The 13,309-nt window shown below is 60.0% G+C and carries 11 protein-coding genes; 10 read left to right on the top strand and 1 reads right to left on the bottom strand.

Going from position 1 to position 13,309, the window contains the following annotated elements; all coding sequences use genetic code 11:
* The first annotated feature begins 109 nt into the window (after positions 1-109).
* The 8 genes from AC0TOF_RS17960 (at position 110) to AC0TOF_RS17925 (ending at position 9,968) form a co-directional block, all read left to right on the top strand.
* Positions 110-1,696: an ABC transporter substrate-binding protein gene (locus AC0TOF_RS17960; protein ID WP_122002547.1), complete on the top strand. Its 1,587-nt coding sequence runs from the start codon at positions 110-112 to the stop codon at positions 1,694-1,696.
* Between the two features lie 85 nt (positions 1,697-1,781).
* A complete protein-coding gene (locus AC0TOF_RS17955) occupies positions 1,782-2,765 on the top strand; it encodes an ABC transporter permease (RefSeq protein WP_473769237.1) in 984 nt (327 codons plus the stop codon).
* The gene (locus AC0TOF_RS17950; protein ID WP_473769236.1) at positions 2,762-3,637 is read left to right on the top strand and encodes an ABC transporter permease; all 876 of its coding nucleotides are present in this window, start codon (positions 2,762-2,764) and stop codon (positions 3,635-3,637) included. Before AC0TOF_RS17955 ends, AC0TOF_RS17950 begins: the two co-directional genes overlap by 4 nt.
* The gene (locus AC0TOF_RS17945) at positions 3,637-5,274 is read left to right on the top strand and encodes an ABC transporter ATP-binding protein (protein ID WP_473769235.1); all 1,638 of its coding nucleotides are present in this window, start codon (positions 3,637-3,639) and stop codon (positions 5,272-5,274) included. Before AC0TOF_RS17950 ends, AC0TOF_RS17945 begins: the two co-directional genes overlap by 1 nt.
* A gap of 4 nt (positions 5,275-5,278) precedes the next feature.
* Positions 5,279-6,580, top strand: coding sequence for an NAD(P)/FAD-dependent oxidoreductase (locus AC0TOF_RS17940; protein WP_473769234.1), 1,302 nt, complete (start codon positions 5,279-5,281; stop codon positions 6,578-6,580).
* A gap of 37 nt (positions 6,581-6,617) precedes the next feature.
* A complete protein-coding gene (locus AC0TOF_RS17935; RefSeq protein WP_473769233.1) occupies positions 6,618-7,097 on the top strand; it encodes an L-2-amino-thiazoline-4-carboxylic acid hydrolase in 480 nt (159 codons plus the stop codon).
* A 1-nt stretch (position 7,098) separates the two neighbouring features.
* Positions 7,099-8,271: a M20 aminoacylase family protein gene (locus tag AC0TOF_RS17930; RefSeq protein ID WP_473769232.1), complete on the top strand. Its 1,173-nt coding sequence runs from the start codon at positions 7,099-7,101 to the stop codon at positions 8,269-8,271.
* A 251-nt stretch (positions 8,272-8,522) separates the two neighbouring features.
* The gene (locus tag AC0TOF_RS17925) at positions 8,523-9,968 is read left to right on the top strand and encodes a sensor domain-containing diguanylate cyclase (RefSeq protein WP_473769231.1); all 1,446 of its coding nucleotides are present in this window, start codon (positions 8,523-8,525) and stop codon (positions 9,966-9,968) included.
* On the opposite strand, the gene AC0TOF_RS17920 is transcribed toward AC0TOF_RS17925, so the two are convergent.
* Entirely contained in the window at positions 9,965-10,552 is a 588-nt protein-coding gene (locus AC0TOF_RS17920) for an IMPACT family protein (protein WP_473769230.1), read from the bottom strand. The two genes, AC0TOF_RS17925 and AC0TOF_RS17920, sit on opposite strands and share 4 nt — an antisense overlap.
* A gap of 274 nt (positions 10,553-10,826) precedes the next feature.
* On the opposite strand from AC0TOF_RS17920, the gene AC0TOF_RS17915 reads away from it, so the two are divergent.
* Both AC0TOF_RS17915 and AC0TOF_RS17910 read left to right on the top strand, forming a co-directional pair.
* Positions 10,827-12,122 carry an amidohydrolase family protein gene (locus tag AC0TOF_RS17915; RefSeq protein ID WP_473769229.1) on the top strand — a complete coding sequence of 432 codons (1,296 nt, stop codon included), beginning with the start codon at positions 10,827-10,829 and terminating at the stop codon, positions 12,120-12,122.
* Positions 12,123-12,251: 129 nt separating this feature from the next.
* Positions 12,252-13,250 (top strand): BMP family protein, encoded by a 999-nt coding sequence (locus AC0TOF_RS17910; protein WP_122002556.1) that lies wholly within the window; start codon positions 12,252-12,254, stop codon positions 13,248-13,250.
* Positions 13,251-13,309 lie beyond the last annotated feature (59 nt).

The raw sequence follows: 13,309 nt of genomic DNA, 5'->3' as shown, positions 1-13,309 counted from the left end.
GACCTTCTGAAGCAGCTTTTCGAGCAATTTCAGGGGCTTGAACAATATTGGGACCTGCGGGAAAAGAGGCTTGAAAGCCCTCCCTCAACGTCCTTCAGGGGAACAGAGAATGCATATCAGAAAGACTGGCCTTGGCCTGTTTGTTGCGGCGTTTTCGCTTGCGACGGCGCCTTCGCACGCCGAAGAAGTGAAGCGCGGCGGCACTGTCATCGTCCATATGAATACCGAGCAGGGTGTGCTTAACCCTGCGCTGCGCGCCTCGACCGGCGTCTATCAGATCACTGGCCGCATCATGGAGCCGCTGATCGACCGCACCTATGAAGGATATGTGCCGGTTCTGGCGACAAGCTGGTCTTCCTCGGAAGACGGCAAGGCCATCACCTTCAAGCTGCGCGAAAATGTGCGCTGGCATGACGGCAAGCCTTTCAGCTGCGATGACGTCTCCTATACCGCGATGAACTTCTGGAAGACGCAGCTCAACTATTCGACGACGCTTCAGGCCAATCTGGAAGCCGTGGACTGCACCGATCCGCACACCGCCGTGTTCCGCTATTCCAAGCCGATGCCGCTCGAACTGCTCGTCGCGGCCATGCCCGATCTCGGCCATCCGGTGCCGAAGCATCTTTATGAAGGCACGGATATTCTGAAGAACAAGTATAACGCCGCGCCAATCGGCACGGGACCGTTCAAGTTCGTCGAATATGAGCGCGGCCAGCACATTATTGCCGAACGCAATGACGATTACTGGCGCGGAAAGGAATATCCTTATCTCGACCGCATCATCTGGCGTTTCATGCCGGACAAGGCCGCTGCCGCCGCAGCGCTTGAAGCAGGCGAAATGATGGAAACGGCCTTCAACGGCATTTCCATGTCGGACACCGAACGTCTCCAGAAGGATGGCCGCTTCGATACCGGCACCAAGGGTTTTGAGAACAACGTCGCCCACTCGACAATCGAGTTCAACCTGCGCAATCCGATCCTCGCCAATCTGAAGGTTCGCCAGGCGATCTATCACGCGCTCGACATCGACTTCGCGATCAAGACGATCATGCGCGGCTATGCCAAGCCGGGTCGCGGCCCGATCCCCAGCACCGGCGGCGCCAACTATACGGATCAGGTTCAGACTTACCCGTATGATGTTGAAAAGGCGAAGAAACTTCTCGATGAAGCCGGTTATCCCGCTGGCCCCGATGGCATCCGCTTCAAGCTCCGCCACCGTCCGGCACCTTGGGGCGAATATACGCAGCTCTGGGCTGAATATTACGCTCAGGCGATGAAGGAAGTCGGCATCGACGTCCAGATTCTCACCAACGACGCGCCGGGTTTCCTCAACGGCGTCTATCGCGATCACGACTTCGATACGGCCAATGGCTGGCACCAGTTCCGCTCCGACCCGGCGGTTTCCACCACGGTTTGGCTGCGCTCCGGCGCTCCGGTCGGCACGGCATGGTCCAACCAGTTCGGCTACAAGTCCGACGAGATGGACAGCCTGATCGATCAGGCCGCTTCCGAGCTCGATCCGGCCAAGCGCGCCGATCTCTACCACCAGATCCAGCAGCTTGAGATGAAGGACCTGCCGGTCATCTTCGCCATCGAGCATCCGTTCGTCGGCGTGACCAACAAGGTGTTGAAGAACCACCACAACACGCCGCGCTGGGATTCCTCCAGCTGGTATGATCTGTGGATCGACCAATAAGCAAGGCCCAGCCGCTGCCGGTCAACCGGCGGCGGCTCCCCTGTTTTATGAATGCCGAAATGAATATCTTGCAGGATAATCCGCAATGCCCCTGCCCCCGATCCTGACTTTTGCGCTGCGGCGCATCTTGCAGGCAATCCCCGTCATTCTCCTGATCATGATCGGGTCATTCCTGCTGATCAAGCTTGCCCCCGGCGATACGGTGGACGCGCTTGTCGGCGACATGGGCGGCGCAGACCCGCAATTCGTCGCCAATCTGCGCACTGAATATGGCCTCGACCAGCCGGTCTGGACGCAGCTGTGGATTTACATGACCAAGCTGGCACAGTTCGATTTCGGCTGGTCCTATGTCTATGAACAGCCGGTGCTGGACGTGCTGAAAGCCCGCCTCATACCGACGCTCCTGCTGATGGTTTCCTCGCTTTCGGTGGCCTTCATTTTCGGCATCGCGCTCGGTGCCTTTGCGGCGCGGCGCGCCTACTCGCTGACCGACAATGCGATTTCCACGCTCGGCCTTGTCTTCTACGCCATGCCGAGCTTCTTCCTCAGCCTCATCCTGATGTTCATCTTTTCGGTCAAGCTCGGCTGGCTGCCGGTCGGCGGCTACAAGACGCTTGGCGGGTTTTATACCGGCTGGAAGAATGTCTGGGATATTGCCGTGCACCTCGTCATGCCAACGACGGCGCTTTCGCTTATCTATCTCGCTTTCTATATGCGCCTGATGCGCACCAGCGTTTTGGAAGTGGCTGACCTCGATTATGTGCGCACCGCGCGCGCCAAGGGCGCCAGCGGCGCAAGGCTGATGTTTCATCACATCATGCGCAACGCCTTCCTGCCTGTCGTCACGCTGCTCGGCCTGCAGTTCTCGACCGTTCTTGGCGGCTCGGTCGTGATCGAAACGATCTTCTCACTGCCCGGCCTCGGCCAGCTTGCCTATACATCCGTGATCAAGCGCGACCTCAACACGCTGATGGGCATCATCTTCCTGTGCTCGGTGCTGGTGGTGATCGTGAATTTCATCACCGATCTCATCTATGCGCGGCTTGATTCCAGGATCGAACTGTCATGACTTCACAGGACCTTTCCCTAACCCGCCCGCAGGTCTCCCGCACGAAAATTCTGTGGCAGCGCTTCAGCCGCAACCGCGCTGCCGTGCTCGGCCTCATCCTCTTCATCGTCGTTGTGCTGATCGCGCTTTTGGCTGATGTCATTGCGCCCGGCGACCCGCTGCGGCGCGCTGGCGATCCGCTGGTCTGGCCGTTCATCAATGCCGCAACGCCGCTCGGCACCGACCAGCTTGGGCGCGATATCATGGCAGGCATCTTCCATGGCGCGCGCATCTCGCTCATGATCGGCGTGGTGGCCACCCTGATTTCGATCTTCATCGGCATCATAATCGGCGCGCTTGCTGGCTATTATGGCGGCTGGGTGGATGACGTTTTGATGCGCATCACCGAAGCCTTCCAGACCGTGCCAAGCTTCGTGCTGCTTCTGACATTGGTGGCGATCTTCGGCTCTTCCATCGAGAACATCATCATCTGCATCGGCATTGTTTCTTGGACTGCGCCCGCCCGCATGGTGCGCGCCGAGTTTCTGGCGCTGCGCAAGCGCGAATTCATCGACGCAGCGCGCAATCTGGGTGTCGGCAATGTCTCGATCATCTTCCGCGAAATCCTGCCGAATGCCCTGCCGCCGGTGATCGTCTTCGCATCCGTGGTGATGGCCACGTCCATCCTGATGGAAAGCGCGCTCGCCTTCCTCGGCCTTGGCGATCCGAACTATGCGAGCTGGGGCAACATGATCGGCCAGGGCCGCGCCGTGCTGCGCACCGACTGGTTCTGCTCGGTCATTCCCGGCATCGCCATTCTGCTCACCGTCCTGTCCTTCAGCCTGCTTGGCGAGGGCCTGAACGACGCGCTTAATCCGAGGCAGAAGAAATAATGACCGCCGCACCTGTGCTTGAAATCAAAAACCTGCAAATCGCGCTACCGAAAGGCGCCGACCGGCCTTATGCCTTGCAAGACCTTTCACTCACCATCAATCCCGGCGAGATCGTCTGCCTCGTCGGAGAAAGCGGCTCCGGCAAGTCGCTTTCGGCAGGCGCGATCATGCGCCTTCTGCCCGAACCGCATGTGCGCGTGACGAATGGCACGATCAGGCTTGAAGGCACCGATCTTTATTCGCTCAGCGAAGCCGATATGAAGAAGCTGCGCGGCAACCGCATCGGCATGATTTTTCAGGAGCCGATGACCGCGCTCAACCCGCAGAAGACGGTTGGCTGGCAGATCGATGAAGTGCTGCGCCTGCACACGAAACTCGGTCGCAAGGAACGTCGCGCCGCCGTACTCGACATGCTGGCAGAGGTGAAAATTCCTGACCCGGAATCCGCCTATAACGCCTATCCGCACCAGATTTCCGGCGGCCAGCGCCAGCGTGTCATGATCGCCATGGCGCTGATCCTGAAACCGCGCCTCATCATCGCCGACGAACCGACCACGGCGCTCGACGTGACCACGCAGGCGCAAATCCTCAAACTGATCCGCGACCTGCAACGCGAGCATAATACCGGCATCCTGTTCATCACGCATGATTTTGGCGTGGTCGCGGAGATCGCCGACCGCGTCGCCGTACTGCGGCTCGGCGAACTGGTCGAGGAAGGCCCGGCAAATGAAGTGCTGAACCACCCGCAGCACGCCTATACAAAGGCGCTGATTGCCTCGGTTCCAGCCCTCACGCCGCCCGAACCGAAGCCAGCGGGCGACGCGCAGCCGATCATTCTCAAGGCGAGCGCCTTGCGCAAAACCTTCAGGGCGCGCGGCGGCTTGCTGACCGGCAAGCGCAGCGCCGTCTCCGCCGTGAAAGACCTTTCCTTCGAACTGCGTCAGGGAGAAACGCTTGGCGTCGTCGGCGAAAGCGGCTCCGGCAAGACGACCGTTTCGCGGATCGTGACGCGACTGCTGGAAGCCGATAGCGGCAAGGTCGATGTGAATGGCCGTGATTTTCTGAGCGCCAGCCCGCGCGAAGTGCGCGCCATGCGCAAGGATATCCAGATGGTCTTTCAGGACCCGATGGCCTCGCTCAATCCGCGCCGTCGCGTCGTGGACCTGATCGCGCAGGGTCCGATCGTCCATGGCGTGCCGAAAGAACAGGCCCACGCGAAGGCACGTGAATTGCTGGAACTGGTCGAACTTTCCCCCGCTGCCGCCGACCGTTTCCCGCATGAATTCTCGGGCGGGCAGCGCCAGCGTATCGGCATCGCCCGCGCACTGGCGCTTGAGCCGCGCATCATCGTGGCCGACGAACCGGTCTCGGCGCTCGATGTTTCGGTGCAGGCGCAAGTGCTGCGGCTTCTGGCCGATTTGCGCGAAAGGCTGAACCTGTCGCTCCTTTTCGTAACGCACGATCTGCGCGTCGCAGCCCAGCTTTGCGACCGCGTCATCGTCATGTCGAAGGGCGAGATCGCCGAAACCGGGCCAACGGCGCAAGTCTTCGCCAACCCGCAACATGAATATACACAGCGCCTGCTCGCCTCCATCCCCGGCAAGAGCTGGACGCCACCCCGTTTTGAAAATGCGTGAAGCCATGCAAAAAGTAGAATTTCCACCCTCCATCTGGGCCGCAACCGCACCCGAACGCATACCCGCCCCTGCGCTCACAAAAGACGCGGAAGCCGATATTGTCATTGTCGGCGGCGGCTTTACGGGGCTTTCGGCGGCACTCCATCTGGCAAAGCGCGGCAAGCGCGTCATCCTGCTGGAAGGCAAAGCGGTCGGCTGGGGCGCATCTGGGCGCAATAATGGCCAGGTGATCCCGACCATGACCGCCGCCGAGCCGGATGCCATTGCCAAGCGTTATGGTGCTTCGGGTGAGCGTTTTGCCCGATTGATCGGCAACAGCGCCGACATATTGTTTTCCATCGTGCGTGATGAAAACATCGAGGCCGAGGCTGAGCAGAACGGCTGGTTCCAGCCTGCCCATTCGCCGGGCCGGGTAAAACTTTCGCAAAGTCGCGTGGAAGCGTGGAAGCGCTTCGGCTTCCCGGCAGAGTTTCTCGACCGCACGGCAACATCGCAGCTATTGGGCAGCGATTTCTGGTATGGCGGCATGTTCAACCCGACCGGCGGGCATATCAATCCGCTGGCTTTCGCGCGCGGCCTTGCCGCGGCTGCCGAACGCCACGGCGCAATCATCCACGAGCAAAGCCCGGTCGTCGCCTATGCTCAAACGGGCGATCATTGGGAGGTGAAGACCGCCAGCGCCACAGTGCGCGCCAAGGGCTTTCTGCTTGCTACCAACGCCTATACCGGCGAACTGCGCGAAGGGCTTGCCCCGCGCCTTGCCCGCACCATCGTGCCGGTGCTCTCATGGCAGATGGCGACAGCGCCGGTCAGCGACAATCTGCGCGCAACGATCTTGCCCGGCAGGCAGGCCGTTTCCGACACGCGCGGCGACCTGCGCTTCTTCCGCTACGATGCCCGCAACCGGCTGATTACCGGCGGCGTTGTGATGGGCGATTTCAACGTGGCTGAGCGCGTCAGGCGCAAGACGGCGCGCAACATGGCGGAAGCCTTTCCGGCCCTTGGCGAACCGGAAATCACCCATGTCTGGAGCGGCTATATCGGCATGACGTGGGATCGTTTTCCGCGTGTCCATCAACTCGGCCCCAATGGCTGGGCATGGATCGGCTGTAACGGTCGCGGCGTTGCGCTTGGCACATCGCTTGGCCGGGAATTCGCGCGCGCACTGGATGGCGAGCCTGTGCAGGAACTTGCGCTTCCCGTTTCGGAACCGGCGCCGCTGCCTTTTCATAAAGTCGCCCGAAAAATCGCACCGTTCTATCTCGCATGGCTTCGGCGCAAGGATCTCACCGAGCCAAATCTCTAACGCACCTCATTGAATGTTCATGTGAAAGGTCAGGTCCATGAATCAAATGTCAATTCTCGAACGCCGCCGCATCGAGGCGCTGGTTCTCAAGAATGTCTACGAAGTTATTCGCGAGCGCTCCGGCGAGGACGAAGCGCAAGCCGCAATCGGCGAAGCCGTCAGCCGTTCGGCCATCGAACAGGGCAAAAGCTTTGCCGACGAGCTTGGCCGCACGCCGACAATACAGGATTTTGCCGATATCCAGCCGCTGTGGACGAAGGAAAACGCGCTGGAAATCGACGTGATTTCGCAGGGCGAAGATCATTTCGATTTCAACGTGACGCGCTGCCGCTATTCGGAAATGTACCGCGAGATGGGCCTTGGCCATATCGGGCACCTGCTCTCCTGCAATCGCGATGGCGATTTCTGCATCGGCTACAACCCCGACATGAAGCTGGAGCGCACGCAGACCATCATGAAGGGCGCAAGCCACTGCGATTTCCGCTACCGCCTCGAATCCAAAGACAAGGAAGCCTGATATGCCGGTTGAAAACTGGACTTCGAACCAGATTGAAGAACTGGTCGCCTTCCGCCGCGACCTGCACCAGAACCCGGAACTGCTCTATGACGTCAACCGCACCGCCGAAAAGGTGGCCGAGGCGCTGCGTGCTGCGGGTGTCGATGAGGTGGTGACCGGCATCGGGCGCACCGGCGTCGTCGGCGTCATTCGCGGCCAGTCCAACCGTTCGGGCCGGGTCATCGGCCTGCGCGCCGACATGGACGCCCTGCCGATCCTTGAGGAAACCGGCGCGGAATGGTCGTCGAAAGTGCCGGGCAAGATGCATGCCTGCGGCCATGACGGCCATACGACCATGCTTCTGGGCGCTGCCCGCGAACTGGCGCAAAGCCGCGCCTTCGACGGCACGGTCATCGTGATCTTCCAGCCTGCCGAAGAAGGCGGCGCAGGCGCCAAGGCGATGATTGACGACGGTTTGTTCAAGCGCTGGCCGGTCAACGAAGTCTACGGCATGCACAACCGCCCGAACCTTGCGGTCGGGCATTTCACCATCAATTCCGGCCCGATCATGGGATCGGTCGATGTGCTGGATATCACCATTGAAGGCGTTGGCGGACATGCGGCCTCTCCGCACCAGACCATCGACCCCATTCCGGTGACGGCGGCGCTTATTCAGGCGATCCAGACGCTGACGGCACGCACCATCGATCCGCTGGATTCCGCTGTGATTTCGATCACCACCATTCAGGGCGGCGATGCGTTCAATGTCATTCCGCAGAAAATCCGCCTGACCGGCACGGTGCGCACGCTGCGCGAGGAAGTGCGCAACCATATCGAGGAGAAGCTCACCCGCGCCGTGCAAGGCATTGCCGATGCTTTCGGAGCAAAGGCCACGCTCGACTACCAGCGCAATTATCCGGTGACGGTCAATCACGAGCGGGAGACCGAGCTTGCGGCGATTGCCGCCGAAGCCGTCTCTGGCGCTGAACGCGTCACGCGCGACATGCCGGCAACGCTTGGCGGCGAGGATTTTGCCTTCATGCTGAACGAGGTGCCGGGCGCGATGATCAACATCGGCAATGGCCCGAGCGCCAATCTGCACCACCCGAAATACGACTTTAACGATGATGTGATCGCCTGGGGCTGCTCCTACTGGACAACCCTCGTGCGGCATCGCCTGCCAATCAGCAACTGAGCGAACCCGGCCTCTACCGGCGAAATTTGGGTTATGAATGGGCGGTCCGCTGGGCCGCCCATTTTTCGTCTTTGCGCACAAAGCTGAGACAGCAAGTCATAAAACCCCTAGTTTATGCAAGACAACCATAATATAAGGCGGCCCAATAACCATCGCGGCTTTTCCCGATGGGACGGACAACGCATCCCGAACATTGTGAGACGGCCCCCAACCTGGACACGTGTTTCGGCAAAAAGTTGGAACGGAAATCCATGAATATCGAGTCTGCCCTGAGCGACAGCGCCAATATTTTTGACCTCGCGCCAATCTCCCTGTGGCTTGAGGACTATAGCGGCCTGCGCAGGCAGTTCGAAGAATGGCGTGCGCTGGGCGTTACCGATCTGCGGGCGTTCCTGCACGAAGATACGGGCCGGCTGCGCATCTGCACCAGCCATATCCGGGTGCTGAAGGTCAATCGCAAGACGCTTTCGCTTTTCGAGGCCGATAGCGTCGACCATCTGGTCGCGAATCTGGAACGCGTGTTCCGCGACGACATGCTGGACCCGCATATCGACGAGATGGTGCAGCTGTGGAATGGTGGCAATGCCTTTTCCAGCGACACCATCAACTATACGCTCGGCGGCAAGCGGCTCGACATTCAGTTGAAGGGTGTTGTTCTGCCCGGCTACGAACATTCATGGGAGCGCGTCCTGCTTTCCATCGAGGACGTGACCGCGCGCGAAAATGCCCGCCGCGAACAGGACCGCCACAAGCAGCATGCGCAGGGGCTTTTCGAGCATTCGCCGGTTTCCCTCTGGGTCGAGGATTTCAGCCGCATCAAGCAGTTGATGGACGATGTGCGCCAGCGCGGTATTGTCGATTTTCGCGTATTCACCGACGTGCATCCGGAATTCGTGCGCCAGTGCATGAGCGAAATCCGCGTGCTCGAAGTCAATTCCGAAACGCTTGCCCTCTTCCTCGCGCCCGACAAGAAAACCCTGCTGCAAAACCTGCCGCACATCTTCAAGGACGAGATGGAGGCATCGTTCCGCGAGCAGCTGATCGACTTGTGGAACGGCTTGCTGTTCCAGCGCCGCGAAGTGGTCAATTACGCACTCGACGGCACCGAGCGGCATGTGCTGCTGCAATTCTCGGTCCTGCCGGGACATGAGCAGGACTGGTCGCTGGTGCAAGTCGCCCTCACCGACATTACTGCCCGCAAAAAGGCGGAAGCCTATCTGGAATATCTCGGCAAGCACGATGTGCTGACGAAGCTGCACAACCGCGCCTTTTATGTCGATGAGCTCAACCGGCTTGAGCGCAAAGGCCATGCGCCCATCTCGATCATCATCATCGATCTCAACGGCCTCAAGGCCGCAAACGATCAATGGGGCCATGCCACGGGTGACGGGTTGCTGCGGCGCCTTGGCGAAGTGCTGAATGAGGCTGTGAAGCAGCCGGGCCATGCGGCCCGCATCGGCGGTGACGAATTCGCAGTCGTGCTGCCTTATGTGGACGAACGCGGCGCCGAAGCGATGGTCGAGGACATCCAGCGGCTGGTGGATATCAACAACCAGTATTATTCGCAGCTCAAGCTCAATCTTTCCATTGGCACGGCCACAAGCCTGCCCGGCGAAAAGCTCGAAACCGTCGCCAAGCGCGCCGACCTGCTGATGTATGAAAACAAACGCCAGCAATATACGGGCGGCATGATCTAGTCGTCGAACTTGATAACTGTCTTGCCGCGCGTCAGATCGGTCACGAGCCGCGCGACATCATCCTGCGCGGCAATGGGCATGGCACCCGTTATCTCGACGCCGGTGCCGGTGAAGTTTTCCTGCGCAATGGCGAGATTTTCGACCGCAGTGAGACGTGCCTTCAAAAGCGCATGGTCGGAAAAATCACAGGCGAGCGAGAAGCCGATCAGCGGAATGACCTCGGTCTTTTCGGCCTGTCGCAGACAGGTCGCGGCAGTACCGCCATAGGCGCGCATCAAGCCGCCGCTGCCCAGCAGAATGCCGCCGAACCAGCGCGTAACCACCACCACGATGTTATCGAGCTGCTGGCCATCGATGGCTTGCAGGATCGGCTTGCCCGCCGTGCCGCTCGGCTCGCCATCGTCGCTGAACCGATAGCTCTGCCCCATGCGCCACGCCCAGCAATTGTGGGTGGCGGAAAGGTCCGAATGTTCGCTCAAGAAATCCTTCGCTGCCTGTTCGTTCGCAACAGGCGCGGCAATGGCCAGAAACCGGCTCTTCTTGATCTCCTGGCTGAAGGTTTCGACGCGGCTGATCGTGAACATGGCAATCCCGAAAACAATAACGTTTGCGCCCTAACATTTTCCATTGAGGATGACGACCCCTTCCAGACTTTATATCCGGGCGCTAAGATGCTGACGCATCGCGCCCGGAAATGCTCAATCGCCGCACGGGCTTGACCAAAACTCGATGAGCCAAACTCATTGAGTTTTGGTATTTCCCGCCATTGCGCCCACCGGTTATAGAGTATAAGGCAATTGAAAAATGAGCCCTTCTTTTGGGCTCGGTTCTTGCATACCCAGATGAAAGGTCCCGCCGATGTTCGATTTGATCGTGAGAAACGCCAATCTCCCCGACGGTCGCGAGAAGCAGGACATTCTGGTCAAGGACGGCAAGATTGCCGACATTATCCCATCCACGGGCGAGCATCAGGCGGCTCAGGAAATCGATGCAACCGACCGGCTCGTAACCCCGCCTTTCGTCGATCCGCATTTCCATATGGACGCGACCCTGTCGCTCGGCCTGCCGCGCCTCAACCGCTCCGGCACGCTTCTGGAAGGCATCGCGCTCTGGGGTGAACTGAAGCCGATGCTGACCGTCGAAGCCATGGTCGAGCGCGCATTGCGCTATTGCGATCTGGCCGTCAGCCAAGGCCTGCTGGCGATCCGCAGCCATGTCGATGTTAGCGACCCGCGCCTTCTCACCGCAGAAGCGATGATCGAGGTGCGCGAGAAGGTGAAGCCTTATATCGACCTGCAACTGGTCGCCTTCCCGCAGGACGGCTATTACCGTTCGCCGGGCGCGGTCGATCTCGTCAACCGCTCGCTCGACATGGGCCTCGATGTCGTCGGCGGCATTCCGCATTTCGAACGCACCATGGCCGATGGCGCAGCCTCGCTGGAAGCGCTCTGCCGCATCGCCGCCGAGCGCGGCCTGCCGGTCGATATTCATTGCGACGAGAGCGACGACCCGATGTCGCGCCATGTCGAAACGCTGGCCGCCGAGACCATGCGCTTCGGACTGCAGGGCCGGGTTTCTGGCTCGCATCTCACCTCCATGCACTCCATGGACAATTATTACGTCTCGAAACTCATTCCGCTGATCGCGGAAGCGAAGATGAACGCCATTCCAAACCCGCTTATCAACATCACGCTGCAGGGCCGCGCCGATAGCTATCCGAAGCGCCGCGGCATGACCCGCGTGCCGGAACTGATGGCGGCGGGCATCAATGTCGCCTTCGGCCACGACTGCGTGATGGACCCGTGGTATTCGATGGGTTCCGGCGACATGCTGGAAGTGGGACACATGGCAATCCATGTCGCGCAGATGACTTCCATCGAAGGCAAGCGGCAGGTTTTCGACGCGCTGACCGTCAACTCGGCCAAGGCGCTCGGCCTCGAAAGCTACGGTCTGGCCAAGGGCTGCAATGCGGATTTCGTGGTGTTGCAAGCACGCGACCCCATCGAAGCGCTGCGGCTCAAGGCAAACCGCCTCAAGGTCGTGAAGCGCGGCAAGGTGATCGCCGAAACCCCGCAGCGTGTAAGCGCACTCAACCTCGAAGGCCGCCCGTCTTCGGTTGATGGAGCTGACTACGCACCAGTCGGCCAGCTTTAGAATTTTCTTGAATTAAAGGCGGTTTGGGCAATGATGGAAATCGTTGCTCATGACATACGCACGTCGAAACGAAGCAACCGGCTGCGCGCACCCGCGCGCCGAAAACACACATGAGGGGTCCCTGACCAAATGACCAAAATCATCAAGACATCGAACTTCACGCGCCGCGATTTTCTTGCAATGTCGGCAGCGCTTGGTGCAACGGCAATGACCACCCGCGCCTTCGCCGCCGATGAAAAGCTGAAAGTCGCAGGCATCCACGCCTCGCCGGTTGAAAATGCCTGGAACTCGCGCCTTCATGCCGCCCTGCAACAGGCCAATGATGCTGGCCTGATCGACTATGTTTTTTCGGAAGGCGTTTCGGCGAGCGACTATCCCCGCGCCATGCGCGAATATGCCGAACAGGGCATCAAGCTGATCGTGGGCGAATCCTACGCCGTCGAACGTGAAGCGCGTCAGGTTGCGGGCGACTATCCGCAGACGGCTTTCGTCATGGGTTCCTCCGGCAAGCCGCAGGGCGACAATTTCGGCGTGTTCGGCACCTGGAATTTCGAAGCGGGCTATCTCACCGGAATGCTGGCGGGCGCGATGAGCAAGTCCGGCATCTTCGGCTCGGTCGGCGCAGTGCCGATCCCGGAAATCAACATGCTGATCAACGCCTTTCAGGACGGCGTGCGCGAAACGCGGCCCGACGCGAAATTCGTTGCCTCCTTCATGGGCACCTTCTTCGATCCGCCAAAGGCGCGCGAGGCCGGGCTTGCGGCAATCGATTCCGGCGCGGACATTCTGTTTGGCGAGCGCATCGGCACGGCGGATGCCGCCAAGGAGCGCGGCATCAAGGCCATCGGTTCGCTGACCGACTATACGCCGCGTTATCCCGATACGGTTTTTGCCAATGCAATCTGGAACTTCGGGCCAATCCTTAACGCAGCAATCGCGGACGTGAAGGCTGGACAGCCTGCGGGCAAGGACTACACGCCTTTCAGCATGATGAAAGAAGGCGGCAACGACATCATCTATGTCAAGGGCATCGCACCGGCGGAAGCGGAAGCGAAGATGGAAGCCCGCCGCAACGAGATCAAATCCGGCACCTTTACGCTCAAGCTGAACGCCGAAGAGCCGAAATAATCATGCCTCCGCGCCGGTGCTTCAACGCTCGTTCCAGCACCGGCGCGCCCTCCTGTACG

Source organism: Ochrobactrum sp. PL_is501 (assembly GCF_055816895.1).
The sequence above is the reverse complement of the archived record's forward strand: the minus strand, read 5'-3'. Positions and strand labels throughout refer to the sequence as shown.

Bases quoted from the DNA above. Each gene is read 5' to 3' on its own strand.
- AC0TOF_RS17925 (WP_473769231.1), top strand. From the start codon at position 8,523: ATGAATATCGAGTCTGCCCTGAGCGACAGCGCCAATATTTTTGACCTC.
- AC0TOF_RS17960 (WP_122002547.1), top strand. From the start codon at position 110: ATGCATATCAGAAAGACTGGCCTTGGCCTGTTTGTTGCGGCGTTTTCG.
- AC0TOF_RS17950 (WP_473769236.1), top strand. From the start codon at position 2,762: ATGACTTCACAGGACCTTTCCCTAACCCGCCCGCAGGTCTCCCGCACG.
- AC0TOF_RS17935 (WP_473769233.1), top strand. From the start codon at position 6,618: ATGAATCAAATGTCAATTCTCGAACGCCGCCGCATCGAGGCGCTGGTT.
- AC0TOF_RS17915 (WP_473769229.1), top strand. From the start codon at position 10,827: ATGTTCGATTTGATCGTGAGAAACGCCAATCTCCCCGACGGTCGCGAG.
- AC0TOF_RS17955 (WP_473769237.1), top strand. From the start codon at position 1,782: ATGCCCCTGCCCCCGATCCTGACTTTTGCGCTGCGGCGCATCTTGCAG.
- AC0TOF_RS17940 (WP_473769234.1), top strand. From the start codon at position 5,279: ATGCAAAAAGTAGAATTTCCACCCTCCATCTGGGCCGCAACCGCACCC.
- AC0TOF_RS17930 (WP_473769232.1), top strand. From the start codon at position 7,099: ATGCCGGTTGAAAACTGGACTTCGAACCAGATTGAAGAACTGGTCGCC.
- AC0TOF_RS17945 (WP_473769235.1), top strand. From the start codon at position 3,637: ATGACCGCCGCACCTGTGCTTGAAATCAAAAACCTGCAAATCGCGCTA.
- AC0TOF_RS17920 (WP_473769230.1), bottom strand. From the start codon at position 10,552: ATGTTCACGATCAGCCGCGTCGAAACCTTCAGCCAGGAGATCAAGAAG.
- AC0TOF_RS17910 (WP_122002556.1), top strand. From the start codon at position 12,252: ATGACCAAAATCATCAAGACATCGAACTTCACGCGCCGCGATTTTCTT.